The sequence below is a fragment of the Nocardioides sp. Z50_6 genome, from assembly GCF_058215755.1.
Map to the genome: position 1 here is coordinate 1 of NZ_JBZAJB010000002.1, position 26,371 is coordinate 26,371.

The window sequence follows — 26,371 nt, forward strand, 5'->3', positions numbered from 1 at the left end:
CCCCATCGGCATCTTCCGCGCCGTCGAACGCCCCACCTACGACGACCAGGCCCGCGAACAGCTCACCCTCGCCGGCGGCTCCTCGGCCCAGGAGGACCCGAAGGCCCGGCTCGCCTCGCTGATCGGCGGCGGCGACACCTGGACCGTGGTCTGAGCAGACTCCGCACGTCAACAGCACGAGAGCCCCACGCCGATGGCGTGGGGCTCTCGGGCTGTTCAGGGCAGGCGCGTCAGCGGTTCTTCAGGATGACGCCGATGCGGGTGCTCCGCGAGCGGGCGTAGCCGTCCTGGGCGTTGATCTGGATGCGGTAGAGCCACTTGCCCTTCGTCCGCGGGGCGTAGATCCGCGTCTTCAGGACGCCGAGATCGTTGGTCTTGACCTTCTTGACCTTCTTCCACCGGCACTTGCCGCAGGTCTTGCGCTGGATGACCGCCTTGCCACCGATCAGGTCCTGCACGGTGGCCGTGAGCTGGAAGGACCGCCAGTTCTTCTGCGTCGTCTGCCACTCGATCGTCCGGACCGGACGGTCGTCGGCGTGGGCCGGGACGGTGCCGAGCAGAGTGGCCCCCAGCAGCGTGGCGGTCAGGGTGGCGATGAGTGCGCGGAAGATCCGCATGTGTGTGTACCCCCGGTGTGGCGTGTGGACGGAGTGTTGGTCCGCTCATCCTAGGACGGGGACCCTCATGGGGGTGTCGATACCCGGCGAGGACCCGGCGCCTAGGCTGGGCCGGTGAGCAGGACGGGGGCTGGTCTGGGGTTCGGCCTGGCGGCCTACGTGATCTGGGGCGCCTTCCCCCTCTACTGGCCGCTCCTCGAGCCGGCGGGGGCGCTGGAGATCCTGGCCCACCGGGTCCTGTGGTCCGCGGTGTGCATGGTCCTGGTGGTGCTGCTGCTCGGCCGCGGCCGCCAGCTGCGCGCGCTGGTCGCCGACCGGCGTACCGTCGCGCTGCTCGGCTTCGCGGCCGCGGTGATCAGCGTCAACTGGGGCGGCTACATCTGGGGCGTCAACCACGGGCGCGTGGTGGAGGCCTCGCTGGGCTACTTCATCAACCCGCTGGTCACGGTGCTGCTGGGGGTCCTCCTCCTCGGCGAGCGGCTACGGGGCCGGCAGTGGCTCGCCCTGGGCGTCGCCGCGCTCGCCGTCGTGGTCCTCACCGTCGACTACGGGCGGCCCCCGTGGCTCGCGCTGCTGCTGGCCTTCAGCTTCGGCACCTACGGCCTGGCCAAGAAGAAGGCCGACGCCGGGGCGATCGAGTCGCTCACCGTCGAGACCGTGCTGCTGGCCCCGATCGCCGGGGCGTACGTCGGCTGGCTGACCCTGAGCGGCTCGGCCCAGTTCGGGTCCCACGGCGCCGGCCAGGCGCTCCTCTTCGTCACCAGCGGGATCGTGACCGCCGTCCCGCTGGTGCTCTTCGGGGCCGCCGCGACCCGGGTCAGCCTCGTCGGCCTGGGCCTGCTGCAGTACCTCACGCCGATCCTGCAGTTCGCCCTCGGGGTGCTGTGGTTCGGCGAGGAGATGCCGGCCGGCCGCTGGGTCGGCTTCGGCCTGGTCTGGCTCGCCCTGGTGCTGCTGAGCGCGGAGATGATCTCGCACCGCCGCCAGCTCGCCCGGACCGTCGCCGCGGGACCGGCCCACTGACCCTCCCCGCGCGTGGGGAGGTCGCCTACGGCCGTTCAGGCCGAGCGGACGGCGACCACGTCGGCGAAGGCCTCGAGCGCCTGTCGCGCCGGCCCCTCGGGCAGCACGGAGAGCAGCGCCTTGGCCTCGCCGGCCTGCTTCTCGACGTAGGCACGGGCCTGGGCCATCGCGGGGTTGCGGCGCAGCAGGTCGAGGGTCTCGGCGTGCAGCGCGTCGTCGCTGAGGTCCTGGCCGAGCAGCTCGCGCAGCCGCGCGTCGGCGGGGTCCTCCGAGCGCAGGGCCAGGAGGACGGGCAGGGTGAGCACCCCCTCGCGCAGGTCGGTGCCCGGGGTCTTGCCCGACTCGTAGGACTCCGAGGCGATGTCGAGGATGTCGTCGGAGAGCTGGAAGGCCGAGCCCACCAGCTCGCCGTAGGACGTCAGCGCGGCGACCACCTCGTCGGAGGCGCCACCGAACATCGCGCCGTAGCGGGCGGAGGTGGCGATCAGCGAGCCGGTCTTGCCGGCCACCACCTCGAGGTAGTGGTCGAGCGGGTCGGCGCCCGGCGCGGCGCTGACCGTCTCCAGCACCTGCCCCTGGACCAGCCGGGAGAAGGTCTGCGCCTGGATGCGCACGGCGTCCGCGCCCAGGTCGGCGGTCAGCTCCGAGGACCGGGAGAACAGGAAGTCGCCGATCAGGATCGCCACGTGGTTGTCCCAGCGGGCGTTGGCCGAGTCGGCCCCGCGCCGCAGGTCGGCCTCGTCCATCACGTCGTCGTGGTAGAGCGAGGCGAGGTGGGTCAGCTCGACGACGCAGGCCGCGGTGAGCACCTCGGGCGCCCACGGCCGGGGACCGGTCTCGGCCGCCAGCAGGACCAGGAGCGGCCGGAACCTCTTGCCCCCCGCGGAGAGCAGGTGGCCGGCGGCCTGGGTCACGAAGTCGGCGCTGCCGCGCACGTGCCCGGCGAGCGCGACCTCGACCTCGGCGAGCCGCTCCCTCAGCCGTGCCGCCAGCTCGTCGTCGACGACGGGCAGGGCGAGTGCGGGGGTGGCTTCAGTGGTCACCTGATGAATTCTCCCGCACTGGCCACCAGGTCGAGCAGGGGGCCCGGCACGACGCCCAGCACGAGGGTCGCCGCGGCACCCACCGCGATGGCGGAGGCGGTCAGCACCGACGGGGTGACGACCGACGGACCGTCGCCCACCGGCTCACGGAAGTACATCAGCACGATCACGCGCACGTAGATGTAGACCGCGACCGCGCTGGTCAGCACCGCGGCGATCACCACCGGCCAGGCACCGGCAGCCAGGGCGACGGAGAAGACCGCCCACTTGCCGATGAAGCCCGAGGTCAGCGGGATGCCCGCCATCGCCAGCAGGAAGAAGGCGAAGACGGCCGCCACGAAGGGAGCCTCCTTGCCCAGCCCGGTCCACCGGCTCAGGTGCGTGGTCTCGCCACCGGAGTCGCGGACCAGGCTCACCACGGCGAAGGCGCCGAGGGTCATCAGCCCGTAGGTGGTGAGGTAGAAGAGCACCGCCTGGAGAGAGGTGATCTCCCCCGGCGACAGGTCGGTGGACGCCTGCAGGCCGAGCACGCCGGTGAGGATGAACCCGGTGTGGGCGACCGAGGAGTAGGCCAGGAGGCGCTTCACGTCGTTCTGGGTCAGCGCCAGGACGGTGCCGACGACCATCGACAGGATCGCCACCACCCAGAGCATCGGAGCCCAGGACCAGCGGTCGGCGCCGAGGCCGACGTAGAGCAGGCGCAGCAGCGCGCCGAAGGCCGCGACCTTGGTGGCAGCCGCCATGAAGGCGGTCAGCGGGGTCGGGGCGCCCTGGTAGACGTCGGGCGTCCAGGCCTGGAAGGGCGCGGCGCCGACCTTGAAGAGCAGGCCCACCGCGAGCAGCCCGATGCCGAGCAGCAGCACCGCCTGGTTGTCGGTCGACCCGGCGACGGCCTCGCCGATCGCGGCGAGCTCCATGGAGCCGGCGAAGCCGTAGAGCAGGGCCGCGCCGTAGAGGAAGAACGCCGAGGAGAAGGCACCGAGGAGGAAGTACTTCATCGCCGCCTCCTGGCTCAGCAGCCGGCGACGGCGCGCCAGCCCGCAGAGCAGGTAGAGCGGCAGCGAGAGGATCTCCAGGGCCACGAACATCGTGAGCAGGTCGTTGGCGGCCGGGAAGAGCAGCATGCCGGAGACCGCGAAGAGGAGGAGCGGGTAGATCTCGGTGTGCTCCAGGCCCCGGGTGGAGGCCTCGCGCTCGCCCTCGGTGCCGGGCAGGGCCGCGGCCTGGCCGGCGAAGGCGGAGACGCCGCCGTCGAGGCGACGCTCGGCGAAGAGCATGGTGCCGAGGATGGCCAGGACCAGGATCAGGCCCCAGATGAAGAGCGTCGGCCCGTCGACGGCCACCGTGCCCATCGCCGCGATCAGGCCGTAGGCGGCACCGTCGGCGTGGGTGAAGGCCTGGTCGCCGGAGTAGTCGACGGCGATCAGCACCACGCACGCCAGGGCGCCCACCAGCCCGACCAGGGCCAGGGAGGTCTGGGTGACGTAGCGGTAGGTCCGGGGCACGAACGCCTCCGCGACGACCCCCACGCAGGCCAGGCCGAAGACGACCAGCAGGGGCGTCAGCTGGAGGTAGTCGAGGGACGGCTTGACGAAGTCAGTCACTTGTGGCTCCCACTGTGGGCGGGTCGTCGGTCACCCCGACGTGGGTCAGGGTGTCCTCGACGTTGGGGTTGATCACGTCGAGCAGCGGCATCGGCACGAATCCGAGGAGGACCAGCGCCAGCAGCAGCGGGGCGAGGGTGCCGACCTCTCGGGTGTCGAGGTCGGTGACGCCGGAGTGCTCGGGCCGGGTCGGCCCGGTCATGGTGCGCTGGTAGGTCCACAGGATGTAGATCGCGGCCAGCACGATCGCGGTGACTGCCACCGCCCCGGCCCACCAGGCGTAGCCGAAGGCGGCGATGAGCACCATCATCTCCGAGACGAAGGGCGAGAGGCCCGGCAGGCCCAGCGCGGCCAGCCCGGCGATCAGGAACGCACCGGCCATCACCGGCGCAACCTTCTCCAGGCCACCCATCTGGCTGATCAGCGGGGTGCCACTGCGCCGGATGATGAAGCCGGCCACCAGGAAGAGCGCGGCGGTGGCCAGGCCGTGGTTGACCATGTAGAGGATCGCGCCCGCGGCGCCCTGGGTGGAGAAGACGAAGATGCCCAGGACGATGAGGCCGAAGTGCGACAGCGAGGTCAGACCGATCAGGCGCAGGATGTCGTCCTGGCCGATCGCGACCAGGGCGCCGTAGACGATCGAGATGAGCGCCAGCACCACCACGAACGGGGTGGCCCACTGGGAGGCGTCCGGCAGCAGCCCGAGGCAGAACCGGAGCATCCCGAAGGTGCCGATCTTGTCGAGCACGCAGACCAGGAGCACCGAGGTGCCGGTGGTCGCCTTCTCGGTGGTGTCGGCCAGCCAGGTGTGCACCGGGAACAGCGGCGCCTTGATCGCGAAGGCGATGAAGAAGCCGGCGAAGAGCCAGCGCTGGGTGGTCTCGTCGATCTCGAGCGCGGCGAGGTCACCGAGCAGGTAGGACGGCTCACCGGCGTCGGCGGAGACGACGTAGAGGCCGATCACCGAGGCGAGCATCACCAGTCCGCCGGCGAGCTGGTAGATGAGGAACTTGGTGGCCGCCCGGCTGCGTCCCGCCCGGCCGTAGCCGGCGATCAGGAAGTAGGCCGGGATCAGGGTGGCCTCGAAGACGACGTAGAAGAGGAAGACGTCGGTGGCGGAGAAGACCGCCAGCGAGAGGCCCTCCAGGGCCAGCACCCAGGCGAAGAAGGCGCGGGTGGAGCCCTCGTCGCTGTCGCGCCAGGAGGCGAGCATCACCAGCGGCACCAGCACCACGGTGAGCAGCACCATCAGCAGCCCCAGCCCGTCGACACCGAGGGCGTAGTGGGCGCCCAGCAGGCCGATCCACTCGTGCTGCTCGGTGAACTGGAAGCCGCCGTCGAGGTCGAACCCGGAGGCGACCACGAGCGCGGGGACCGCCGTGGCGGCGGCGAAGCCGAGGCCCACCTGCTTGGCCAGCGGCTGTCCGGGCCGGCTCGGCAGGAAGGCAGTCACCAGCGCCCCGACGAGCGGGACGAGGATCAGCAGGGTCAACCAGGGAAGTTCGCTCATGCGAGGTTCACCGCCATCAGGGCCAGGACGACGAGCAGCACGCCGCCGACAACGGAAAGGGCGTAGGAGCGGACGAAGCCGTTCTGGAGGCGGCGACCGACCGCGGACAACCCGCCGAGCGTGGCGGCGCCGCCCTCGACGGCGCCGTCGACGCCGACCCGGTCGACCGTCGTCAGGCCGCGGACCAGGGCCGCGCCCGGCCCCACCACCGCGACGTCGTTGATCTGGTCGCCGTAGAGGTCCGCACGGGCGGCCCGGGTGAGCGGGGAGACGTCGGTGGGCGCCACCCGCGGGATCGCCTGCTTGCCGACCAGGAACCAGGCGGCGGCCACCCCGAGGGCGACCACGGCGACGATGATCAGGGTGATCACCAGCGGCGGCACCGGGGGCTCGTGGTGTGCGGCGACCCCGGTGACGGGGGCCAGGAAGTCGACGATCCAGTCGCCGAGCAGCATCACGCCGCCCAGGACCGAGAGCGCCGCGAGCACGATCAGCGGCACGGTCATCAGCTTGGGCGACTCGTGGGGGTGGACGTCGTCCTCCCAGCGCTTCTCGCCGAAGAAGGTCATCAGCATCAGGCGGGTCATGTAGAAGCCGGTGATGCCGGCGCCCAGCAGGGCGCAGAGGCCGACCACCCAGTTCTCGGCGATGGCGGTCTCGATGATCTTGTCCTTGGACCAGAAGCCGGAGAAGAGCGGGAAGCCGATGATCGCCAGGTAGCCCATCGCGAAGGTCAGGAAGGTGACCGGCATGTACGAGCGCAGGCCGCCGTAGTGACGCATGTCGACGTCGTCGTTCATCCCGTGCATCACCGAGCCGGCCCCGAGGAACATGTTGGCCTTGAAGAAGCCGTGGGTGAGCAGGTGGAAGATCGCGAAGGCGTAGCCCACCACGCCGAGCCCGGCGGCCAGCATCATGTAGCCGATCTGGCTCATCGTGGAGCCGGCGAGCGCCTTCTTGATGTCGTCCTTGGCGCAGCCGAGGACCGCACCCCACAAGATGGTGACGGTGGCGACGATGACGGTGACGGTCTGGGCGGCCGGGGCCAGCTCGAAGATGAAGTTGGAGCGGACCACCAGGTAGACGCCGGCGGTGACCATGGTCGCGGCGTGGATGAGGGCCGAGACCGGGGTCGGGCCCTCCATCGCGTCGAGCAGCCACGCCTGCAGCGGCACCTGGGCGGACTTGCCGCAGGCCCCGAGCAGCAGCAGGAGGCCGATCGCGTTGAGCGTGCCCTGGCTCGCCTCGGAGCTGACCGCGCTGATCACCGAGAAGTCGGTGGACCCGAAGGTGGCGAACATCAGCGCGATGGCGAGCGAGAGCCCGATGTCACCGACGCGGTTGATGACGAAGGCCTTCTTGGCCGCGGCGGCCGCCGACGGCTTGTGCTGCCAGAAGCCGATCAGCAGGTAGGACGCCAGGCCGACGCCCTCCCAGCCCAGGAAGATGCCGAGGAAGTTGGCCGACATGACCAGCACCAGCATCGCCGCGACGAAGAGGTTGAGGTAGCCGAAGAACCGGCGACGGCGCGGGTCGTGCTCCATGTAGCCGATGGAGTAGACGTGGATCAGGGTGCCCACACCGGTGATCAGCAGCAGGAAGAGCGCGGTCAGCGGGTCGTAGAGGAGGTCCAGCCCGACCTTGAGCCCACCGGACTCGAACCAGGTGTAGAGCTCCTGGCCGACCTGGCGGTCGGCCTCGTCGCGGCCGAGCAGGGCGAGGAACGCCAGCAGGCTCAGCACGAAGGAGCCGCCCACGGTGGCGGTGCCGAGCCAGTGGCCCCAGCGGTCCATGGCGCCGCGCGCCAGGGCACCGCCGAGGAGCAGCACCACCGCGCCGGCCAGCGGCAGGGCGATGATCAGCCAGAGGAGGGACAGCACACCATCGGCGGGGCCGGGGTCGACGACCGGGATGTGTGCGTCAGCAAGGGAGATTGACATGTCAGCGACCTCGTCAGTACTTCAGCAGGCTCGCGTCGTCGACCGAGGCCGAGCGACGAGTCCGGAAGATGGTCATGATGATGGCGAGCCCGACCACGACCTCGGCCGCGGCCACCACCATCACGAAGAAGGCGGCGATCTGGCCGTCGAGGTTGCCGTGCTGCTTGGCGAAGGTCACCAGTGCCAGGTTGCAGGCGTTGAGCATCAGCTCGACGCACATGAAGACGACCAGCGCGTTGCGCCGGACCAGCACGCCCACCGCACCGATGGTGAAGAGGATCGCCGAGAGGACGATGAAGGGGGTGAGGCTCATGCCTGGTCCTCCTCGGTGTTCGCGACGCCCGAGTCCTTGCCGCCGGTCTCCGGCGCCTTGTCAGGGACGCCGAGCTGGCGCGCGATGGGATCGATGTCTTCGGCCAGCGCCGGACCGGAGCGGACCACGCCCCGGGCCTGCATCACCCGGGAGACGGAGATCTCCGAGATCGAGCCGTCGGGCAGCAGGGCGGGGGTGTCCACCGCGTTGTGGCGGGCGTAGACGCCCGGGGCCGGCAGCGGGCCCGGGTGCTTGCCGGACTCGGCGTAGTCGCGCATCCGCTGCGCGGCCATGTCGGCCTGCCCCTGCTTGGGGGTCAGCCGCTCGCGGTGGGCCAGCACCATGGCGCCCAGCGCGGCGGTGATCAGCAGCGCCGCGATCGCCTCGAAGGCGAACACGTAGCGGCTGAACAGGAGCGAGGCGATCCCCTCGACGTTGCCGTCGGCGTTCGCCGCGCCCATCCCGGTGGCGGCACCGAGCGAGAGCTGGGCCACGGCGAGCACCATGACGGCGCCCAGCACCAGGCCGAACAGGGTGGCGGCCAGCCGCTGCCCGCGGATGGTCTCCACCACCGAGTCGCTCGCGTCGACGCCGACCAGCATCACCACGAAGAGGAAGAGCATCAGGATCGCGCCGGTGTAGACGATGATCTGCACGGCGAACAGGAAGGGCGCCTCGAGCACCAGGTAGAGCACCGAGAGGCTCATCATCACCACGGCGAGCAGCAGGGCCGCGTGCACGGCCTTGCGCACGAAGAGCACACCCAGCGCGGCCAGCACCATCACCGGGGCGAGGATCCAGAAGGCGGTCACTGGTCTCCCTCCTTCTTGAAGCTGCCGCGGTAGTAGTCGCCCTCGTCGTCGCCGAGGAGCATCGGGTGCGGTGGCTGCTCCATGCCGGGCAGCAGCGGGGCCAGCAGGTCGCTCTTCTCGTAGATCAGCGACTCGCGGGTGGTGTCGGCCAGCTCGTACTCGTTGGTCATCGTGAGCGCCCGGGTGGGGCAGGCCTCGATGCACAGGCCGCAGAGGATGCAGCGCAGGTAGTTGATCTGGTAGACCCGGCCGTAGCGCTCACCGGGGCTGAAGCGCTCCCCGCCCTCGGCGTCGGAGTTGGACGCGCCCTCGACGTAGATCGCGTCGGCCGGGCAGGCCCAGGCGCACAGCTCGCAGCCGATGCACTTCTCCAGGCCGTCGGGCCAGCGGTTGAGCTGGTGCCGGCCGTGGAAGCGCGGCGCGGTCGGCTGCTTGTCGAACGGGTACTGCTCGGTGACCACCTTGCGGAACATCGTCCGGAAGGTGACGCCGAATCCCGCGACGGGGTCCCAGAGCTGCTCCTTGAGGGTCTTGGACCCCTTCTCGGACTCTGCCCTCTCAGCACGGGGCTTCGGGGTGGTCATCAGCTCTCCTCACCAGCGTGGTCGGTCGTGCGGGTCGGGAAGGTCAGCGGGGCGGCGGCGCCACGCACGGCACCCCCCGCGGGCATCGGCGGGACGGGGAAGCCGCCGGCGAAGGCGTCCTGCTCGTCGGTCTCCGGCGCCTCCTCGGCGTCGTCGCCGCCACCGGGGATCAGCAGCGCCGCCGAGAGCAGCACCACCGCCACGGCGAAGCCGATCAGCAGGTAGTTGCGGTCGATGCCGTCGGGCCCGGCCGCCAGCCGGATCGCGGCGACCGCGATGATCCAGGCCAGCGAGATCGGGATGAGCACCTTCCAGCCGAACGCCATGAACTGGTCGTAGCGCAGGCGGGGCAGCGAGCCGCGCAGCCAGATGAACATGAAGATGAAGATGAACATCTTGCCGAAGAACCACAGCACCGGCCAGTAGCCCTCGTTGGCGCCGTCCCACATCGAGAACGGGAACGGCGCGCGCCAGCCGCCCAGGAAGAGGGTGGTCGCGATCGCCGAGACGGTCGCCATGTTGATGTACTCGGCGAGGAAGAACATCGCGAACTTCATCGCGGAGTACTCGGTGTGGAAGCCACCCACCAGCTCGCCCTCGGCCTCGGGGAGGTCGAAGGGGGCGCGGTTGGTCTCACCGACCATCGCGATCACATAGACCACGAACGAGGGCAGCAGGATCAGCCCGAACCATCCGGGCACCGGGACCTCGGCGCCGAAGAGCTCCACGTGACCGCCGGCCTGCGCGGCCACGATCTCCGAGGTCGACATGGTGCCGGCGTAGATGAAGACCGCCACCAGGGCCAGACCCATCGCGATCTCGTAGGAGATCATCTGCGCGCTCGAGCGCAGGCCGCCGAGCAGCGAGTAGGTCGACCCCGAGGACCAGCCGGCCAGCACGATGCCGTAGATGCCGATCGAGGCGATGCCGAGCAGGAAGAGGACGGCGACCGGCATGTCGGTGAGCTGCAGCGGGGTGGTGATGTCGCTGAAGGGGACCTTCACCTCCGGCCCGAACGGGATCACCGACCACGTCACGAAGGCCGGGATCACCGCGATGAAGGGCGCGGCGAAGTAGACGACCTTGTCGGCCGCCTTGGGGAAGATGTCTTCCTTGAACATCAGCTTGGTGCCGTCGGCCAGCGACTGCAGCAGGCCGAAGGGTCCGTTGACGTTGGGGCCGATCCGGTGCTGCATCCGGCCGACGACGCGGCGCTCGAACCAGATGTTGAACAGGGTCAGCAGCACCAGGACCAGGAAGATCAGCACGGCCTTGACCAGGACCAGCCACCAGGGGTCCTGGCCGAAGGCGTCGAGGCCGCCGGATCCCTCGACCTGGGTCGAGGCGTCCGCCAGCATGCTCAGCGCACTCAGGTGGGCACTCATTCGGCTGCTCCCTTCACGGTGACCTGGCTCCCGGGCGAGGCGACGTCCGCCAGCACCCCGCGCCCGCACGAGCGGGCGGGCAGCCAGACGACGCCCTCGGGCAGGTCGGCCACCTCGACGGGCAGCGTGAGGCTGCCCCGGTCACCGGTGACCTCCACCCGGGCGTCGGGGTTCTCGATCATCCCGAAGATCCGGTCGTGGTCGGCCGCCGAGATGCGGGCCACGGCGCGGCGGCCGGTGGCGCGGTAGTGCCCCTCGCCGTCCTGCATCGAGCCGAGGTCGACCATCTGCTTCCAGCTGGCCAGCACCATGGAGCCGGCCTTGGGCCGGGGCTGCTTGGGCGCCTTGCCGGCCTCGAGCGCCGGGCGCGGGCCGTCCCAGGGCCCGAGTGCGGCCATCTCGCGGCGCACCTCCTGGACCGTGCGGAAGCCGAGCGGGGCGCCGAGCTCCTCGGCGATCCCGGACAGCACCCTCAGGTCGGGCAGCGAGCCGGGGTTGGCGAAGACCGCGTCGAAGGAGCGGGTCCGGCCGTCCCAGGTGACGAAGGTGCCGGCCTTGTCGGTGACCGGGGCCACCGGGAAGACCACGTCGGCGTGCCGGCTCACGTCGGTGGCGCGCAGCTCCAGCTGCACCACGAAGCGAGCCTGCTCCAGCGCCCGGCGGAAGGCCGCCGGGTCGGAGGTGTCGTCGGGGTCCACGCCGCCGACGACCAGGCCGCCGAGCTCGCCGGAGAGCAGCGCCGCCACGATGGCGTCGCCGTCGCGGCCGGGCGCCGTCGGGAGGGACTCCACGCCCCAGGCGGTGGCCACGTCGACCCGGGCACCCGCGTCACCCACCGGGCGACCGCCCGGGAGCAGGGTGGGCAGGCAGCCCGCCTCGAGCGCGCCGCGGTCACCCGCGCGCCGCGGGACCCAGGCCAGCCGCGCACCGGTGGTGCGGGCCAGCTCGACCGCCGCGGTGAGGGCCCCGTGGGTGGCGGCGAGCCGCTCGCCCACCAGGATGATGCCGCCGCCGTCGAGGGCGACCTCGCCGTCGGAGGCCAGCTCGCGCAGGGCCTCGGGCTCGGTGCCCGGGACGGTGCGCACCAGGCGCCCGTCCAGCTTGGCCAGCCCGCGGGAGGTGTACGGCGCCAGGGAGACCACCCGGGTGCCGTGCCGCTTGACCGCCTTGCGGAGGCGGAGGAAGAGGGTGCCGGCCTCGTCCTCGGGCTCGAGGCCCGCGAGCACGACGACCGAGGCGCTCTCCAGGTCGGAGTAGGTCACTCCCTGGGCCTCGTGGCTGCTCAGCACCACCTCGGAGGCCAGGAAGGAGGCCTCCTCGGCGCTGTGCGGCCGGGCGCGGAAGTCGATGTCGTGGGTGCCGAGCGCCACCCGCGCGAACTTGGCGTAGGCGTAGGCGTCCTCGGCGGTGACGCGACCACCGGTCAGCACGGCGGAGCCGCCGGCCGCCGCGAGGCCGCGGGCGGCGACCGCGAAGGCCTCCGGCCACGAGGCGGGGCGCAGCTCGCCGGTGCCGCCGTCCTCGACCCGGTCACGCACCTGCGGGTAGGTGAGCCGGTCGTCCTGGCGGGCGTAGTGGAACGCGAAGCGGTCCTTGTCGGTGATCCACTCCTCGTTGACCTCCGGGTCGTTGCCGGCGAGGCGGCGCATCACCTTGCCGCGACGGTGGTCGATCCGGATGGCCGCGCCGCAGGCGTCGTGCTCGGCCACGCCGGGGGCGGAGACGAGGTCGAAGGGGCGGGAGCGGAAGCGGTAGTCGGCGCTGGTGAGCGCGCCCACCGGGCAGATCTGGATGGTGTTGCCGGAGAAGTAGCTCTCGAAGGGCTCCCGCTCGTAGATGCCCACCTGCTGGAGGGCCCCGCGCTCGATCAGCGCGATGAACGGGTCGCCGGCGATCTCCGCGGAGAAGCGGGTGCACCGGGCACAGAGGATGCAGCGCTCACGGTCGAGCAGCACCTGCGCGGAGATGTTGATCGGCTTGGGGAAGGTCCGCTTGACGCCGCCCTGGGCGGAGAAGCGCGACTCGCCGCGACCGTTGGACATCGCCTGGTTCTGCAGGGGGCACTCGCCGCCCTTGTCGCAGACGGGGCAGTCCAGCGGGTGGTTGATGAGCAGCTGCTCCATCACGCCCTGCTGCGCCTTGTCGATCTCGGGCGAGGTGAGCTGGGTGCGCACCTCCATGCCCTCGGCGACGGGCAGCGTGCAGGAGGCCTGCGGCTTCATCCGGCCGGGAGGGCCCTGCATCTGGCGCATCGAGCCGTCGGGCCCGGGCATCGCCACCTCGACCAGGCACTGGCGGCAGGCGCCGGCCGGGGCGAGCAGCGGGTGGTCGCAGAACCTCGGGATCTGCACGCCGATCTGCTCCGCGGCGCGGATCACCAGGGTGCCGGGCGGGACGCTGACGGCGACGCCGTCGATGGTGAGGTTGACCAGCTCGGTGGAGACCTGGGTCATGCGTGCGCTCCTGCGGGTGCGAAGACGGTGGAGGCATGGGGGTCGAACGGGCAGCCGCCGTGGGTGAGGTGGGCGACGTACTCGTCCCGGAAGTACTGGATCGAGGACTGGACCGGGCTGACGGCACCGTCGGCCAGCGCGCAGAACGAGCGGCCCAGGATGTTGTCGCACTGGTCCAGGAGCTGGTCGAGGTCGGCCTCGGTGCCCTGCCCCTTCTCGAGGCGGGCCAGGACCTGCACCAGCCACCAGGTGCCCTCGCGGCACGGCGTGCACTTGCCGCACGACTCGTGCTTGTAGAACTCCAGCCACCGCAGGGTGGCCCGGACCACGCAGACGGTCTCGTCGAAGATCTGCAGTGCGCGGGTGCCGAGCATGGAGCCGGCGCCGCCGACCCCCTCGAAGTCGAGCGGGACGTCGAGGTGCTCGTCGGTCAGCAGCGGCGTGGAGGAGCCGCCGGGGGTCCAGAACTTCAGCGCGTGGCCGTGGCGCATGCCGCCGGCCATCTCGATCAGCCGGCGCAGGGTGATGCCCAGCGGGGCCTCGTACTGCCCCGGGCGGGTCACGTGGCCCGAGAGGCTGAAGATGCCGAAGCCCTTGGAGCGCTCGGTGCCCATCGCGGAGAACCACTCGGGGCCGTTGGCCACGATGCTGGGCACCGAGGCGATCGACTCCACGTTGTTGATCACCGTGGGGCTGGCGTAGAGCCCGGCCACCGCCGGGAACGGCGGCCGCAGCCGGGGCTGGCCGCGGCGGCCCTCCAGCGAGTCGAGGAGGGCGGTCTCCTCGCCGCAGATGTAGGCGCCGGCGCCCGCGTGCACCACCAGCTCGAGGTCGTAGCCCGAGCCGTGGACGTCCTTGCCGAGGTGTCCGGCCAGGTAGGCCTCCTGCACGGCGCGCTGGAGGCGGCGGATCACGTGGAGCACCTCGCCACGCACGTAGATGAAGGCGTGGTTGGCCCGGATCGCGTAGGCGCTGATGATCACGCCCTCGATCAGCGTGTGCGGACTCGCCATCATCAGCGGGATGTCCTTGCAGGTGCCCGGCTCCGACTCGTCGGCGTTGACCACGAGGTACTTCGGCTTCGGGTTGTCCTGGGGGATGAAGCCCCACTTCATGCCGGTCGGGAAGCCGGCGCCGCCGCGACCGCGCAGGCCGGAGTCCTTGACCGCGCCGATGATCTCGTCGGGGGTCATCGTCAGCGCCTTGGCGAGCGCGCGGTAGCCGCCCTGGCCCTCGTAGGCCTCCAGGGTCCAGGAGCGCTCGTCGCCCCAGTTGGAGGTCAGGACCGGGGTCAGGGTGTCGATGGGGTCGCTCACTTCTCGTCCGCCTTCACTTCGGGAGCGGTCCAGCCGTTCTCCCGGGCGAGCTCGCGGCCCGCCAGGGACGCCGGCCCGGCCGACGGGCCCTCGTCGGCCAGACCGTCGTTGAAGCCGGCCAGCACGCGCTCTGCCTCGCGCCAGGTGCAGATCTTCGGGCCCCGGGTGGAGTGCACCTCGCGGCCGGCCCGCAGGTCGTCGACCAGGTCGACGGCCGACTCCGGGGTCTGGTTGTCCATGAACTCCCAGTTGACCGTCATCACCGGTGCGAAGTCGCAGGCCGCGTTGCACTCGATGTGCTCCAGCGAGACCGTCGCGGTGTCGCCCTCGCGGCGCTCGGCGGTCTCGTCGTTGCCGACGTCGAGGTGGTCCTTGAGCCGCTCGAAGATCTGGTCGCCGCCCATCACCGCGCACAGCGTGTTGGTGCAGACGCCGACGTGGTAGTCGCCGACCGGACGGCGCTTGTACATCGTGTAGAAGGTCGCCACGCCGCTGACCTCGGCGGCGGTGATGCCCAGCACCTCCGCGCACGCCTCGATGCCCTCGGGGGTGATCCGGCCCTGGGCCGACTGGACCAGGTGGAGCATCGGGAGCAGCCCCGAGCGGGGCTGGGGGTAGCGGGCCGCGATCTCGCGCAGCTCGGCGATCGTCTTGGCGTCGATCGGCTCGGTCATCGGTCCACTCCTCCCATCACGGGGTCGATCGAGGCGATCGCCACGATCACGTCCGAGACCATGCCGCCCTCGGACATCACGCTGGTGCCTTGCAGGTTGACGAACGACGGGTCCCGGAAGTGCGCCCGGAAGGGGCGGGTGCCGCCGTCGGAGACCACGTGGGCCCCGAGCTCGCCGCGGGGGCTCTCCACCGGCACGTAGGCCTGGCCCGGCGGGACCCGGAAGCCCTCGGTGACCAGCTTGAAGTGGTGGATCAGGGCCTCCATCGACTCACCCATGATGTGCCGGATGTGGTCGAGGCTGTTGCCCATGCCGTCGCTGCCGATCGCCAGCTGGCTGGGCCAGGCGATCTTGCGGTCGCCGACCATCACCGGGGCGCCGTCGAGCTTGGCCAGCCGGTCGGCGCACTGCTCGACGATCCGCAGGGACTCCCACATCTCGTTGAGCCGGACCCGGAAGCGGCCGTAGGAGTCGGCGGTGTCCCAGGTCTGGACGTCGAAGTCGTAGTCCTCGTAGCCGGAGTACGGCTGGGTCTTGCGCAGGTCCCAGGCGTAGCCGGTGGCGCGCAGCGGCGGCCCGGTGATGCCGAGCGCGAGGCAGCCGGCCAGGTCCAGCTCGCCGACGCCCTCGAGCCGCCCCCGGAAGATGGGGTTGGCGTTGCAGAAGTCGGCGTACTCGGGCAGGCGCTTCTTCATCAGGGCGATGAACGCCCGGATGTCGTCCAGCGCACCCGCGGGGAGGTCCTGGGCGACGCCGCCGGGCCGGATGAACGCGTGGTTCATCCGCAGGCCGGTGATCGTCTCGAAGAGGTCGAGCACGAGCTCGCGCTCGCGGAAGCCGATGGTCATCACCGTCAGTGCGCCGATCTCCATGCCGCCAGTGGCGACCGCGACCAGGTGCGAGGAGATGCGGTTGAGCTCCATCAGCAGGACCCGCATGACCTGGGCCTTCTCGGGGATGTCGTCCTCGATGCCCAGCAGCCGCTCGACCCCGAAGCAGTAGGTCGCCTCGTTGTAGAACGGGGAGAGGTAGTCCATCCGGGTGCAGAAGGTCACGCCCTGCACCCAGGAGCGGTACTCCATGTTCTTCTCGATGCCGGTGTGCAGGTAGCCGACGCCGCAGCGGGCCTCGGTCACCGTCTCGCCCTCGAGCTCGAGGATCAGCCGGAGCACGCCGTGGGTGGACGGGTGCTGCGGCCCCATGTTGACGACGATCCGCTCCTCGACCCCGTCGCCGAGGCCCTCCGCGATCGTGTCCCAGTCCTGGCCGGTGACGGTGAAGACGCGTCCCTGGCTGGTCTCCGCGCCCTGCGCGTAGAGGTCGTTCTGGTCTGTGGTTGCCATCAGTTGTAGGACCTCCGCTGGTCCGGCGGCGGGACGGACCCGCCCTTGTATTCCACCGGGATGCCCCCCAGGGGGTAGTCCTTGCGCTGGGGGTGGCCCGGCCAGTCGTCGGGCATGAGGATGCGGGTCAGCGCCGGGTGGCCGTCGAAGACGATCCCGAACATGTCCCAGGCCTCGCGCTCCTGCCAGTCGGCGGTCGGGTAGACCCCGACGACCGAGGGCAGGTGCGGGTCGGCATCGGGCACCGAGACCTCCAGCCGCACCCGGCGGTTGTGGGTCATCGAGAGCAGGTGGTAGACGACGTGCAGCTCGCGGCCGGCGTCCCCCGGGTAGTTCACGCCGGAGACCGAGGCGAGCAGCTCGAACCGGAGCCGCTCCTCGTCGCGCATCAGCTGCACCACCGCGAGGAGGTCCTCGCGGCGGACGTGGAAGGTGATCTCGCCGCGGTGGACGACGACCCGCTCGGTCGCGTGCTCCAGGCCGCCCTCGCGCAGGCGCTGGTCGAGCACGTCGGCCACCTCGTCGAACCAGCCGCCGAAGGGCCGCTGGGTGGCGCCCGGGAAGACCGTCGGGGCGACCAGTCCGCCGAAGCCGCTGGTGTCGCCGGTGCCGGCGGTGCCGAACATGCCGTGGCGCACGCCGACCGCACGCTCCTCGGTGGCGCCCGACGGCAGCAGCTCGCCGCCCTCGCCCGGGGCGTTGACCTCGTCCTCGCGGGCCCGGGTGTCCGGGGTGTCCCGGGTGACCCGCACGTTGTCGTCGGAGCCGAACTCCTTCTTGTCGCCGCTCACCGCAGCAGCCCCCGCATCTGGGAGGTGGGAAGCGCGCGCAGCGCGGCGTTCTCCTGCTCCTCGATCTCGGCGAGGCGGTGCTTGCCCATCTTGGTGTGCTGCACCTTGTCCTGGAGCTTGAGGATCGCGTCGATCAGCATCTCGGGACGGGGCGGGCAGCCGGGCAGGTACATGTCGACCGGCACCACGTGGTCGACGCCCTGGACGATCGCGTAGTTGTTGAACATGCCGCCGGAGCTGGCACACACGCCCATCGCCAGCACCCACTTGGGCTCGGGCATCTGGTCGTAGATCTGGCGCAGCACCGGGGCCATCTTCTGGCTCACCCGGCCCGCGACGATCATCAGGTCGGCCTGGCGGGGGCTGGCCCGGAAGACCTCCATGCCGAACCGGCCCAGGTCGTACTTCGGGCCGCCGCTGGTCATCATCTCGATGGCGCAGCAGGCCAGGCCGAAGGTGGCCGGCCAGAACGACGACTTGCGCATCCACCCGGCGAGTCCCTCGACCGTGGTGAGCATGACTCCGCTCGGGAGCTTGTCCTCGATACTCATGTCAGTTGGTCCTCAGTCCCAGTCCAGTCCGCCGCGACGCCACTCGTAGGCGTAGACGATGGTCACGTTGAGCAGGAAGAGCGCGACGGCCGCCAGGCCGAACCAGCTCAGCTGGTCGAAGTAGACCGCCCACGGCACGAGGAACATGATCTCGACGTCGAAGACGATGAAGGTCATCGCGATCGTGTAGTACTTCACCGGGAAGCGGCCCCCGCCCACGGGCTGGGGCGTCGGCTCGATGCCGCACTCGTAGGAGTCGACCTTGACCCGGTTGTAGCGCTTGGGCCCGAGGACCGAGCTCAGCCCGATCGACAGGACGGCGAAGCCGGCCGCGATGGCGGCCAGGAACAGAACCGGCGTGTAGAGCTCCATTACCCCTGCGCACTCCTTCCTTGGAACGACCACCTGAGGGAGACCCGAGTCACCGTCGTGCGATTGTGAAAGTCTTCACGAATGGCCGCGCGGGCCAGTCTAGGTCGCCCTGCGCGCTACGTCACGCCGGGGGTCCGCCCGGCGACTCCCGCACTGACCTGGGCATTTTCCACCGCGGAGCCTTGCATAAATGCCCCCGCGGGTCGGCGGGCTCGGCTCAGGCCGTGGCGCGGTGCAGGGCGACGATGCCGCCGCTGAGGTTGCGCCACTGGGGGCTGAGCCAGCCGGCCCGTCCGATCAGCTCCGCCAGCCCCGCCTGGTCGGGCCAGGCGCGGATCGATTCGGCCAGGTAGACGTAGGCGTCCGGGCTGGAGGAGACGCCGCGCGCGATCGTGGGCAGCGCCTTCATCAGGTACTCCAGGTAGACGGTGCGCAGCGGGGCCCACGTGGGGTGGCTGAACTCGCAGACCACCAGCCGGCCGCCGGGCCTGGTCACCCGGCGCATCTCGCGCAGGCCGGCGAGGGGGTCGACGATGTTGCGCAGGCCGAAGGAGATCGTGACCGCGTCGAAGGAGGCGTCGGCGAAGGGCAGTCGGGTGCCGTCCCCGGCGGTGAACGGCAGGTGCGGCCTGGCCTGCTTGCCGACGCGGAGCATGCCGAGGGAGAAGTCGCACGGCACCACCCTGGCGCCGGCCTCGGCGAAGGGCACGCTGGAGGTCCCGGTGCCGGCCGCCAGGTCGAGGACCCGCTCACCGGGCCGGGGCCCCACCGCGGCCAGCACGTCGCGGCGCCACCGCCTGTCCTGGCCGAGGGAGAGGACGTCGTTGGTCACGTCGTAGCGACGCGCGACGGCGTCGAACATGCGCTGGACGTCCGAGGGCTGCTTGTCGAGTTCTGCACGGGCCACAGGTGGAGCCTACGCAGCGGTTGCCACCCCGGTCGCCGGGGGCCGCCACCCGGCCCGGCGGTAGTCTCGCGGGGTGAACAACCGCGCGGCCACACCTGCGTCAGGACCTGCCACCGGTGAGCCACTGGTCGTCAGGACCACGGCGATCGACCCCTCCGAGGTGGACGACCTGCTGGCCGTGCTCCCCGACCACCGGCCCGTCACCTGGCTGCGCAAGGACGAGGGTCTCGTGGGCTGGGGCGTGGCCGCCCTGGTCCGCACCCGCGGGGCCACCCGCTTCCACGACGCCGACAAGTGGTGGTCCGAGCAGGTCGCCCGCGCCCGGGTGCACGACGCCGTGCAGGAGCCCGGCAGCGGCCTGGTCGCGTTCGGCTCCTTCGCCTTCGCCGACGAGCCCGGCGACTCGGTCCTGGTGGTGCCCTCGGTCATCGTCGGACGGCGCGGCGCCACCACCTGGTGCACCACGGTCACCGCCGGCGACGCCGCCTGCGCCCCCGACCCGCACGACCTGCTCGCCGCCCCGGCACCGCCCCCGCGGGCCCCGAGCACCGTGCAGTTCGCCGACGGCGCGCTCAACGGCGACCAGTGGATGACGGTGGTCGCCGACGCGGTGGCCCGCATCCAGCGCGGCGACCTGGAGAAGGTGGTGCTGGCCCGCGACCTGCTCGCCACCTCGGCCGAGCCGGTCGACGTGCGCTGGCCGCTGGCCCGGCTGGCCGAGCAGTACCCGATGTGCTGGACCTTCCACGTGGACGGCTTCTTCGGCGCCACCCCCGAGATGCTGGTGCGCCGCGAGCGCGGCCTGGTCACCTCCCGGGTGCTGGCCGGCACCATCCGCCGTACCGGTGACGACGACCGGGACCTCGCCCTGGCCGCAACCCTGGCCCGCAGCTCCAAGGACCTCGAGGAGCACGAGTACGCCGTGCGGTCGGTCGCCGACGCCCTCGAGCCGCACTGCTCGTCGATGAACGTGCCCGAGGCGCCCTTCGTCCTCCACCTGCCCAACGTGATGCACCTGGCCAGCGACGTGAACGGCGTGGTCCACGACGCCGAGACCGTCTCCTCCCTCCAGCTCGCCGAGTCGCTCCACCCCTCCGCGGCCGTCGGCGGGACGCCGACCCCGGTGGCCACCGCGCTGATCTCCGAGATCGAGCAGATGGACCGTGGCAGGTACGCCGGTCCCGTCGGCTGGATCGACTCCTCCGGGGACGGGGAGTGGGGCATCGGGCTCCGCTCGGCCAGCGTGGAGGGCGACGTGGTGCGGCTCTTCGCGGGCTGCGGGATCGTGGCCGACTCCGACCCAGAGGCGGAGCTCGCCGAGGCGCAGGCCAAGTTCGTGCCGGTCCGCGACTCGCTGGGCTGACCCGCCCGAGCGGCTCAGAGGTCGAGGTCCTCCCCGACGGCCAGCCGGGTCCAGGCCAGGCCGCGCGGCCCGTTGAGGCGCGCCATGTGAGCGTCGACGACGCCCAGCCCGGCCTCGGAGTAGATCGCGTCGTGGATGGCCAGGTTGCGGGGCGCGCCCACCGCGCGCACGAAGTCGATCGCCTCCCCCACCTTGAGCCACGGCGCGCTGGCCGGGGCGAGCAGCAGGTCGACCTGCTCGCCGGGCGCGGTGAGCGCGTCGCCGGGGTGGTAGACCCGGGTGCCGTCGAGGTCGAGCAGGAAGCCGGAGTTGTCCACGTGCGGCAGCTCGGCGTGGATCACGGCGTGCTTCTCCCCCACCACCCGGACCGGGACCCCCAGGTCCGCCACGTCGCCCGGGGCGACCACCCGGAGCCGGTCGACGAGGTCGGGCGCCTCCTCCCGGATCCGGGCGGCGACCGCCTCGATCGTGACCAGCTCGGCCGTGCAGGCGCGCAGGTGGTCGAGGTGGAGGTGGTCGGGATGCTCGTGGGTCACCAGCACCACGTCGGCGCCGGCGACCGCCTCGACGCCGGTGAATGCCCCGGGGTCGAGCACCAGGACGGTGGAGCGGTGCTCCACCCGGACACAGGCATGGCCGTACTTCGTGATCCGCACACCCCGCAGCCTAGGAAGGTGCCCGGGGCGGCACCAGAGGCGGTGCGGAGAACAGGATTCCGAGTCCCACCCGTTACCGTGGCCCCCGTCGTCGCCGAAGGGGGCGGCACTCGACCACACTCAACTCGCCCGAACAGGATCTACATGTCTGGACGTCGTCTCATCGCCGCCGGTGCCGCAGCCCTGCTGCTGCCCGCCGCGGCCCTCGTCTCCACCCAGGCGAGCGCGGCTGACAAGCCCGCCGCCACCGACCTGAGCAGCACCGCCACCGTCGACCTGCTGGCGCGCAAGAAGCAGCGCAAGGCCAAGGTGAGCATCAACGTGCTGCCCCAGATCGCGCAGTACGGCAAGCGGCCCTCGAGCCCCGACTCCGCCAAGGCGGTCGTCGAGGTCAGCGCCAAGCCGGGCAAGGCCGCTCGGAACAAGAAGGTCGTCCTCCAGGTCAAGAGCGGCTCGTCCTGGAAGAAGGCCGGCAAGGGCAAGACCGACAAGAGCGGCAAGACCCAGATCCTCGCGGCCGCGAGCCGCGGCGGCCAGCCGCTGGAGTACCGCGTCAAGCTGGGCAAGGCGACCTCCAACTCGGACAGCACCGCGCCGTGGCTCAACCCCAACTTCACCGACGGGTTCGACGGCAGCAGCCTCAGCGAGGCCTGGACCCACCGGATCCCCGACTACAACCCCGAGGGCAACCGCCTCTGCTCCCGCGGCGGCCCGGAGGCCGTGAGCGTGGGCAAGGGCACCGTCCGGCTCAGCGTGATCAAGGACCCCGCGCGCAGCGACAAGTGCGCCGCCAAGCGCGGCGGCAAGGTCGTCGGCAAGTTCGACTACCGCCTCAACGGCCACATCTCCACCGAGAACAGCTACAGCTTCAAGTACGGCGTCGCCGCCGCCCGGATGAAGTTCCCCAAGGCGCGCGGCCAGCACAGCTCCTTCTGGATGCAGCCCGCCGAGCACGTCGTGGGCTCCACCGACCCGAAGCTCTCGGGTGCCGAGATCGACATCATCGAGCACTTCGGCAAGGGCTCCGGCCCCAAGGACTCGATGGGCCTGACCAGCTTCACCTACCACTGGGGCAAGGGTGGCCAGCGGGTCAAGACCGGCAACTGGCTCAAGAACGTCAAGCAGTACACCGCCAAGAAGAACGACGACTGGTTCAAGGCCTACCACGTCTTCTCCGTCGAGTGGACCCCGGAGCACTACATCTTCCGGATCGACGGCCAGGAGACCTGGCGCAGCAACCGCGGCGTCTCCGGGCAGCCGCAGTACCCGATCCTGTCGCTGCTGAGCTCCGACTACGAGCTCAACCAGCTGGGCAACGAGAAGAAGCTGCCCCAGCACATGTACGTCGACTGGATCCGGATCTGGGAGACCAGCTGATCCAGGGCTGACCCGGGCCACCCGGGTCGACCAGCACCGTCCGGCGCGCCGCATCCCCTCGGGGGTGCGGCGCGTCGGCCGTCTCAGCCGGGTCCGAGGGCGCGGATCGAGGCGTCGAGCGCGCGACGGTTGTCGCGGCGCACCCGCGCCTCGACCACCTCGATCCCCCCGGCGGGCTGGGCCAGGGCGTGGTCGAGCTCGGCCGCCGACTCCACCCGCCAGTGCGGGGTGCGGGTCGCGGCGCACCAGGCGGCGAGGTCGACGCCGTGCGGGGTGCCGAAGAGCTGCTCGAAGCGGTCGGCGTAGGTCTCGGCGCCCTGCTCGAGCATGGTGAAGATCGAGCCGCCGTCGTCGTTGACCACCACCAGCGTCAGGTCCGGGCGCTCCTCGCGCGGGCCCAGCACCAGTCCCCCGGCGTCGTGCAGGAACGTCACGTCGCCCAGCAGGGCGAGGTTGCGCGAGCCCGGCCGCCGCGTCAGCGCGGCCCCGACGGCGCTGCTCACCACCCCGTCGATGCCGGCGAGGCCGCGGTTGGCCAGCACCTTGCGGCGGGCACCCACCTGCCAGCGGGGCACCATCAGGTCCAGGTCGCGGATCGGGCTGGAGGCCCCCACCCACAGCAGCCCCCCGGGCGCGACGGCGCGGGCGACGGCGCCGGCCACCTCGTAGGGCGTGAGGTCGGGCTCCGCGGCCAGCAGCGCGTCGAGGCGGCGCCCGGTCTCGGCGTCGGCGGTCCACCACCGCGCCAGCCACGACGCGTGCGCCTCGTCCGGCCCCTCGACCCGCAGGGCCGGCGCGGACCGGGCGACCGCGAAGGGCCGCCGCTGCCACCGCGCGTCCGGGTCGACGTCCCAGACCTCGACGTCGTCGCGGGCCAGCAGGCGGGTGACCGGGCGCGACAGCGTCGGGTGCCCGAAGACCACCACCCGCTCGATCTCGGCGCCCAGGGGCGAGTCGAGCAGGAGCCGGTAGGTGCGCAGGGCGTGGGTGCCGGTCCGCGAGCCCGAGCTGGGCTCGGCGAGCAGCGGCCAGCCGGCCTGCTCGGCCAGCACCCGGGCGGGCGGCCCGGCGTCGTCCCCTGCCACCACCACGGTCCGCGGACCCAGCGGGATCGGCTCGGCCACCTCCGCCAGCGCCCGCCAGGCGTGCTCGGCCGGCGGCTGCCCGGCGGCCAGGTCGGGCGCCCACCGGTCCTCGGGGAGCAGCGGCTCGTCGAGCTGCACGTTGAGGTGGACCGGCCCGGGGCGCTCCCGGGCGAGCTGCGTGCCGAGCAGGTCCCGGACGGTCGGCAGCAGCGCGCCGTCGGCGAGGTCCAGCACCGGGGCTCCGGGCAGCAGCCCCACCTGGTCGGTGGTCTGGTTGGCGCTGGTGCCGCGCAGGCGCAGCGGCCGGTCGGCGGTGACCGCGACCAGCCGGACACCGGCGTGCCGGGCCTCCAGGACGGCGGGGGCGAGGTTGGCCACGGCGGTCCCCGACGTGCACACCACCGCGACCGGGCGGCCCGAGGACTTGGCCAGGCCGAGGGCGGTGAACGCGGCGCTGCGCTCGTCGATCCGGGTGTGCAGCCGGAGCAGGCCGGCCGCCCCGGCGTCGTGCAGGGCGAAGGCGAGCGGGGCGTTGCGGCTGCCCGGGCTGAGCACGGCCTCGACCATGCCCGCCTCGACCAGCGTCGCGACCACGGCCCGGGCCAGGGCGGTGGAGCTGTTCACGGTGCCTCCTCCTGGAGCGCCTCGACCGCGGCGAGACGCTCCCGCCAGGCGGCCACCCGGTCCGGCGGCGCGGCCAGCCGGGTCAGCGCCGCCTCGTCGATCCGCACCGGCCCCACCGGGAGCATCCCGTCGCGCGGCAGCAGCGGCTCGGTGACCACGTCGTCGGTGAGCAGCTGGACGGTGGCCAGCCCGCAGGCGTGCTCCAGGGTGGGCAGCGCCGCCGCCAGGGCGACCCCGGCCGCGATGCCCACACTGCTCTCCAGCGCCGAGGAGACGACCACCGGCAGCCCGATCTCCTCGGCGATCCGCAGGCAGGCCCTGACCCCGCCCAGCGGCTGCACCTTGAGGACCGCGACGTCGGCGGCCTCCAGGTCGCGCACCCGGTAGGGGTCCTCGGCGCGGCGGATCGACTCGTCCGCGGCGATCGGCACGCAGACCCGGCGGCGCACGGCGGCCAGCTCCTCGACCTCGGCGCACGGCTGCTCGACGTACTCCAGCCCGCCCGCGGCCCGGTCCAGCAGCGGGATCCGGGCCACCGCCTCCTCCACGCTCCACAGCCCGTTGACGTCGATCCGGATCCGGCCGCCGGGGCCGAGCGCGTCGCGGACCGCCTCGACGCGCGCCTGGTCGTCGGCCAGCGACTGTCCCGGCTCGGCGACCTTGACCTTGGCGGTGGTGCACCCGCCGGCCAGCACGATCCGGTGGGCCGGCTCCGGTCCCACCGCGGGGACCGTCACGTTGACCGGGACGCCGGCGCGGACCGGCTCCGGCCAGTCGCCGGCGGCGGCCTCGCGGGCGCAGCGCAGCCAGGGTTCGGCCACCGCGGGCGGGTACTCCAGGAACGGGCTCCACTCCCCCCACCCCGCCTCACCCTCCAGCAGGACGCCCTCGCGCACCGTGATGCCGCGGAACCGGGTGCGCAACGGGACCGAGTAGACGTGCAGCCTCATGCCCGCTCCTCCTCACCGGTCACCGCGGCGCGGAGCCGCTGCCGGTCCACCTTGCCGTTGTCGAGCAGGGGCCACGAGGTCACCGGCACCAGCTGGCGCGGGGCCCAGGAGCGGGGGTGGCGGGCACCCACCCAGTCGCGCAGCCCGGCCAGCGTCACCTCGGCACCCGGGGCCGTCCGCACCCAGGCCACCACCCGCTGACCCCACTCCGGGTCGGGCACGCCGAGCACCTCGGCCTGCTCCACCGCCGGGTGCTCCCGCAGCCGGGCCGCGACTGCGGGCAGCGGCACGTTGACCCCGCCGGAGACCACCACGTCATCGAGCCGGCCGAGGACCTGCAGCCGCCCGTCGTGGTCGAGCCTCCCGGCGTCGGCGGTGCGGTACCAGCCGTCGACCAGGGTCTCGGCGGTGAGCACGGGGTCGTCGGCGTAGCCGTCGAAGAGCGTGGGACCGCCGAGCCGGATCCGGCCGTCGGTCCCCAGGGAGAGCGCCACCCCGTCGAGCGGGAGGCCGTCGTAGACGCAGCCGCCGGCGGTCTCCGAGGCGCCGTAGGTGGTCACCACCCCGATGCCCGCCCGGTCGGCCTCCTCGCGCAGCCGCGGGTCCAGGCCGGCACCCCCGACCAGCACCGCCCGCATCGCGGCCAGCGCCTCGGCGTCCTCGGGGCTGCGGACCATCCGGTGCAGCTGGGTCGGCACCACGGAGGTGTACGCCGCCGGCCCGGCCTCGTCGGCCCACGCGCCCAGCACGGGCGGGTGGCCGGCCAGCAGCGAGCGGACGATCACCTGCACCCCGGCCACGTAGCCCGACGGCAGCACCAGCGCCCACCGGCCCTCGCCGCCCAGGCGCCGGGCGCTGGCCCGGGCGGAGGCGAGCACCGCGTCGCGGGAGAGCAGCACCCGCTTCGGCTGTCCGCTGGAGCCCGAGGTCGCCAGCTCCAGCTGCGGTGGCGCCGGGTCGGCCAGCCACCGGGCCAGCTGGTCGACGGCCAGCGCCGGATCGGCCGAAGGCACCAACGGGGAGGGGGACGTGCGGGTCACCCCCGCACGCTATCCCCCTCCCCGTCAGGGTCGAGCAG

Annotated in this window: 24 protein-coding genes; 3 read left to right on the plus strand and 21 right to left on the minus strand. The window is 72.0% G+C overall.

All coding sequences use genetic code 11. From position 1 onward, the window contains the following. Positions 1 to 230: 230 nt before the first annotated feature. On the minus strand, positions 231 to 617 hold the full coding sequence (locus AC4BGE_RS04700; protein ID WP_490570333.1) for a hypothetical protein: 387 nt from the start codon (positions 615 to 617) through the stop codon (positions 231 to 233). A gap of 114 nt (positions 618 to 731) precedes the next feature. On the opposite strand from AC4BGE_RS04700, the gene rarD reads away from it, so the two are divergent. After that, on the plus strand, positions 732 to 1,640 hold the full coding sequence (rarD, locus tag AC4BGE_RS04705) for an EamA family transporter RarD (RefSeq protein ID WP_490570334.1): 909 nt from the start codon (positions 732 to 734) through the stop codon (positions 1,638 to 1,640). Between the two features lie 35 nt (positions 1,641 to 1,675). Here the strand turns inward: rarD and AC4BGE_RS04710 are convergent, their stop codons facing one another. The 16 genes from AC4BGE_RS04710 to AC4BGE_RS04785 all read right to left on the minus strand — a co-directional run bounded on the left by AC4BGE_RS04710 (position 1,676) and on the right by AC4BGE_RS04785 (position 19,238). Next, entirely contained in the window at positions 1,676 to 2,653 is a 978-nt protein-coding gene (locus tag AC4BGE_RS04710; RefSeq protein WP_490570651.1) for a polyprenyl synthetase family protein, read from the minus strand. 26 nt (positions 2,654 to 2,679) lie between these two features. Then, the gene (gene nuoN, locus AC4BGE_RS04715; protein ID WP_490570335.1) at positions 2,680 to 4,287 is read right to left on the minus strand and encodes an NADH-quinone oxidoreductase subunit NuoN; all 1,608 of its coding nucleotides are present in this window, start codon (positions 4,285 to 4,287) and stop codon (positions 2,680 to 2,682) included. Further along, positions 4,280 to 5,797 carry an NADH-quinone oxidoreductase subunit M gene (locus AC4BGE_RS04720; RefSeq protein ID WP_490570336.1) on the minus strand — a complete coding sequence of 506 codons (1,518 nt, stop codon included), beginning with the start codon at positions 5,795 to 5,797 and terminating at the stop codon, positions 4,280 to 4,282. Before AC4BGE_RS04720 ends, nuoN begins: the two co-directional genes overlap by 8 nt. Then, a complete protein-coding gene (gene nuoL / locus AC4BGE_RS04725; protein ID WP_490570337.1) occupies positions 5,794 to 7,737 on the minus strand; it encodes an NADH-quinone oxidoreductase subunit L in 1,944 nt (647 codons plus the stop codon). The genes AC4BGE_RS04720 and nuoL overlap by 4 nt, the downstream gene beginning before the upstream one ends. A 13-nt stretch (positions 7,738 to 7,750) precedes the next feature. Further along, positions 7,751 to 8,050 (minus strand): NADH-quinone oxidoreductase subunit NuoK, encoded by a 300-nt coding sequence (gene nuoK, locus AC4BGE_RS04730; protein ID WP_490570338.1) that lies wholly within the window; start codon positions 8,048 to 8,050, stop codon positions 7,751 to 7,753. After that, a complete protein-coding gene (locus AC4BGE_RS04735; RefSeq protein ID WP_490574527.1) occupies positions 8,047 to 8,862 on the minus strand; it encodes an NADH-quinone oxidoreductase subunit J in 816 nt (271 codons plus the stop codon). Before AC4BGE_RS04735 ends, nuoK begins: the two co-directional genes overlap by 4 nt. Continuing rightward, positions 8,859 to 9,446 (minus strand): NADH-quinone oxidoreductase subunit NuoI, encoded by a 588-nt coding sequence (gene nuoI / locus AC4BGE_RS04740; protein ID WP_490570340.1) that lies wholly within the window; start codon positions 9,444 to 9,446, stop codon positions 8,859 to 8,861. The genes AC4BGE_RS04735 and nuoI overlap by 4 nt, the downstream gene beginning before the upstream one ends. Next, the gene (gene nuoH / locus AC4BGE_RS04745; protein ID WP_490575069.1) at positions 9,446 to 10,804 is read right to left on the minus strand and encodes an NADH-quinone oxidoreductase subunit NuoH; all 1,359 of its coding nucleotides are present in this window, start codon (positions 10,802 to 10,804) and stop codon (positions 9,446 to 9,448) included. The genes nuoI and nuoH overlap by 1 nt, the downstream gene beginning before the upstream one ends. 23 nt (positions 10,805 to 10,827) lie before the next feature. After that, on the minus strand, positions 10,828 to 13,284 hold the full coding sequence (locus tag AC4BGE_RS04750; protein WP_490570341.1) for an NADH-quinone oxidoreductase subunit G: 2,457 nt from the start codon (positions 13,282 to 13,284) through the stop codon (positions 10,828 to 10,830). Continuing rightward, complete coding sequence (gene nuoF / locus AC4BGE_RS04755) at positions 13,281 to 14,600, minus strand: NADH-quinone oxidoreductase subunit NuoF (protein WP_490570342.1); 1,320 nt, start codon at positions 14,598 to 14,600, stop codon at positions 13,281 to 13,283. The genes AC4BGE_RS04750 and nuoF overlap by 4 nt, the downstream gene beginning before the upstream one ends. Then, entirely contained in the window at positions 14,597 to 15,274 is a 678-nt protein-coding gene (gene nuoE, locus AC4BGE_RS04760) for an NADH-quinone oxidoreductase subunit NuoE (RefSeq protein WP_490570343.1), read from the minus strand. Before nuoE ends, nuoF begins: the two co-directional genes overlap by 4 nt. Then, entirely contained in the window at positions 15,271 to 16,617 is a 1,347-nt protein-coding gene (locus AC4BGE_RS04765; RefSeq protein WP_490570344.1) for an NADH-quinone oxidoreductase subunit D, read from the minus strand. Before AC4BGE_RS04765 ends, nuoE begins: the two co-directional genes overlap by 4 nt. After that, the gene (locus tag AC4BGE_RS04770; protein ID WP_490574528.1) at positions 16,617 to 17,408 is read right to left on the minus strand and encodes an NADH-quinone oxidoreductase subunit C; all 792 of its coding nucleotides are present in this window, start codon (positions 17,406 to 17,408) and stop codon (positions 16,617 to 16,619) included. The genes AC4BGE_RS04765 and AC4BGE_RS04770 overlap by 1 nt, the downstream gene beginning before the upstream one ends. Continuing rightward, complete coding sequence (locus tag AC4BGE_RS04775) at positions 17,405 to 17,959, minus strand: NuoB/complex I 20 kDa subunit family protein (protein WP_490570346.1); 555 nt, start codon at positions 17,957 to 17,959, stop codon at positions 17,405 to 17,407. The genes AC4BGE_RS04770 and AC4BGE_RS04775 overlap by 4 nt, the downstream gene beginning before the upstream one ends. A 12-nt stretch (positions 17,960 to 17,971) precedes the next feature. Continuing rightward, entirely contained in the window at positions 17,972 to 18,331 is a 360-nt protein-coding gene (locus AC4BGE_RS04780) for an NADH-quinone oxidoreductase subunit A (RefSeq protein ID WP_489964370.1), read from the minus strand. Positions 18,332 to 18,548: 217 nt separating this feature from the next. Then, positions 18,549 to 19,238: a demethylmenaquinone methyltransferase gene (locus AC4BGE_RS04785; RefSeq protein WP_490570347.1), complete on the minus strand. Its 690-nt coding sequence runs from the start codon at positions 19,236 to 19,238 to the stop codon at positions 18,549 to 18,551. A 73-nt stretch (positions 19,239 to 19,311) separates the two neighbouring features. Between AC4BGE_RS04785 and AC4BGE_RS04790 the strand changes: the two genes are divergently transcribed. Continuing rightward, a complete protein-coding gene (locus tag AC4BGE_RS04790) occupies positions 19,312 to 20,601 on the plus strand; it encodes an isochorismate synthase (RefSeq protein WP_490574529.1) in 1,290 nt (429 codons plus the stop codon). A gap of 14 nt (positions 20,602 to 20,615) precedes the next feature. On the opposite strand, the gene AC4BGE_RS04795 is transcribed toward AC4BGE_RS04790, so the two are convergent. Beyond that, on the minus strand, positions 20,616 to 21,257 hold the full coding sequence (locus AC4BGE_RS04795) for an MBL fold metallo-hydrolase (protein ID WP_490570349.1): 642 nt from the start codon (positions 21,255 to 21,257) through the stop codon (positions 20,616 to 20,618). A gap of 144 nt (positions 21,258 to 21,401) precedes the next feature. Here AC4BGE_RS04795 and AC4BGE_RS04800 point away from each other — a divergent pair, with 144 nt between their 5' ends. Further along, the gene (locus AC4BGE_RS04800) at positions 21,402 to 22,634 is read left to right on the plus strand and encodes a glycoside hydrolase family 16 protein (protein ID WP_490574530.1); all 1,233 of its coding nucleotides are present in this window, start codon (positions 21,402 to 21,404) and stop codon (positions 22,632 to 22,634) included. A gap of 83 nt (positions 22,635 to 22,717) precedes the next feature. Here the strand turns inward: AC4BGE_RS04800 and menD are convergent, their stop codons facing one another. Genes menD through AC4BGE_RS04815 form a run of 3 tightly spaced genes read right to left on the minus strand, consistent with a single transcriptional unit; the run spans position 22,718 to position 26,333 of the window. Further along, positions 22,718 to 24,343, minus strand: a complete 1,626-nt coding sequence (menD, locus tag AC4BGE_RS04805) for a 2-succinyl-5-enolpyruvyl-6-hydroxy-3-cyclohexene-1-carboxylic-acid synthase (RefSeq protein ID WP_490574531.1) — start codon at positions 24,341 to 24,343, stop codon at positions 22,718 to 22,720. After that, on the minus strand, positions 24,340 to 25,293 hold the full coding sequence (locus AC4BGE_RS04810; RefSeq protein ID WP_490570352.1) for an o-succinylbenzoate synthase: 954 nt from the start codon (positions 25,291 to 25,293) through the stop codon (positions 24,340 to 24,342). The genes menD and AC4BGE_RS04810 overlap by 4 nt, the downstream gene beginning before the upstream one ends. Then, positions 25,290 to 26,333, minus strand: a complete 1,044-nt coding sequence (locus tag AC4BGE_RS04815; RefSeq protein ID WP_490574532.1) for an AMP-binding protein — start codon at positions 26,331 to 26,333, stop codon at positions 25,290 to 25,292. Before AC4BGE_RS04815 ends, AC4BGE_RS04810 begins: the two co-directional genes overlap by 4 nt. Between the last annotated feature and the right edge of the window lie 38 nt (positions 26,334 to 26,371).

Bases quoted from the DNA above. Each gene is read 5' to 3' on its own strand.
- AC4BGE_RS04700 (WP_490570333.1), bottom strand. From the start codon at position 617: ATGCGGATCTTCCGCGCACTCATCGCCACCCTGACCGCCACGCTGCTG.
- AC4BGE_RS04720 (WP_490570336.1), bottom strand. From the start codon at position 5,797: ATGAGCGAACTTCCCTGGTTGACCCTGCTGATCCTCGTCCCGCTCGTC.
- nuoL (WP_490570337.1), bottom strand. From the start codon at position 7,737: ATGTCAATCTCCCTTGCTGACGCACACATCCCGGTCGTCGACCCCGGC.
- nuoK (WP_490570338.1), bottom strand. From the start codon at position 8,050: ATGAGCCTCACCCCCTTCATCGTCCTCTCGGCGATCCTCTTCACCATC.
- nuoI (WP_490570340.1), bottom strand. From the start codon at position 9,446: ATGACCACCCCGAAGCCCCGTGCTGAGAGGGCAGAGTCCGAGAAGGGG.
- nuoH (WP_490575069.1), bottom strand. From the start codon at position 10,804: ATGCTGGCGGACGCCTCGACCCAGGTCGAGGGATCCGGCGGCCTCGAC.
- AC4BGE_RS04750 (WP_490570341.1), bottom strand. From the start codon at position 13,284: ATGACCCAGGTCTCCACCGAGCTGGTCAACCTCACCATCGACGGCGTC.
- nuoE (WP_490570343.1), bottom strand. From the start codon at position 15,274: ATGACCGAGCCGATCGACGCCAAGACGATCGCCGAGCTGCGCGAGATC.
- AC4BGE_RS04765 (WP_490570344.1), bottom strand. From the start codon at position 16,617: ATGGCAACCACAGACCAGAACGACCTCTACGCGCAGGGCGCGGAGACC.
- AC4BGE_RS04775 (WP_490570346.1), bottom strand. From the start codon at position 17,959: ATGAGTATCGAGGACAAGCTCCCGAGCGGAGTCATGCTCACCACGGTC.
- AC4BGE_RS04780 (WP_489964370.1), bottom strand. From the start codon at position 18,331: ATGGAGCTCTACACGCCGGTTCTGTTCCTGGCCGCCATCGCGGCCGGC.
- AC4BGE_RS04800 (WP_490574530.1), top strand. From the start codon at position 21,402: ATGTCTGGACGTCGTCTCATCGCCGCCGGTGCCGCAGCCCTGCTGCTG.
- AC4BGE_RS04810 (WP_490570352.1), bottom strand. From the start codon at position 25,293: ATGAGGCTGCACGTCTACTCGGTCCCGTTGCGCACCCGGTTCCGCGGC.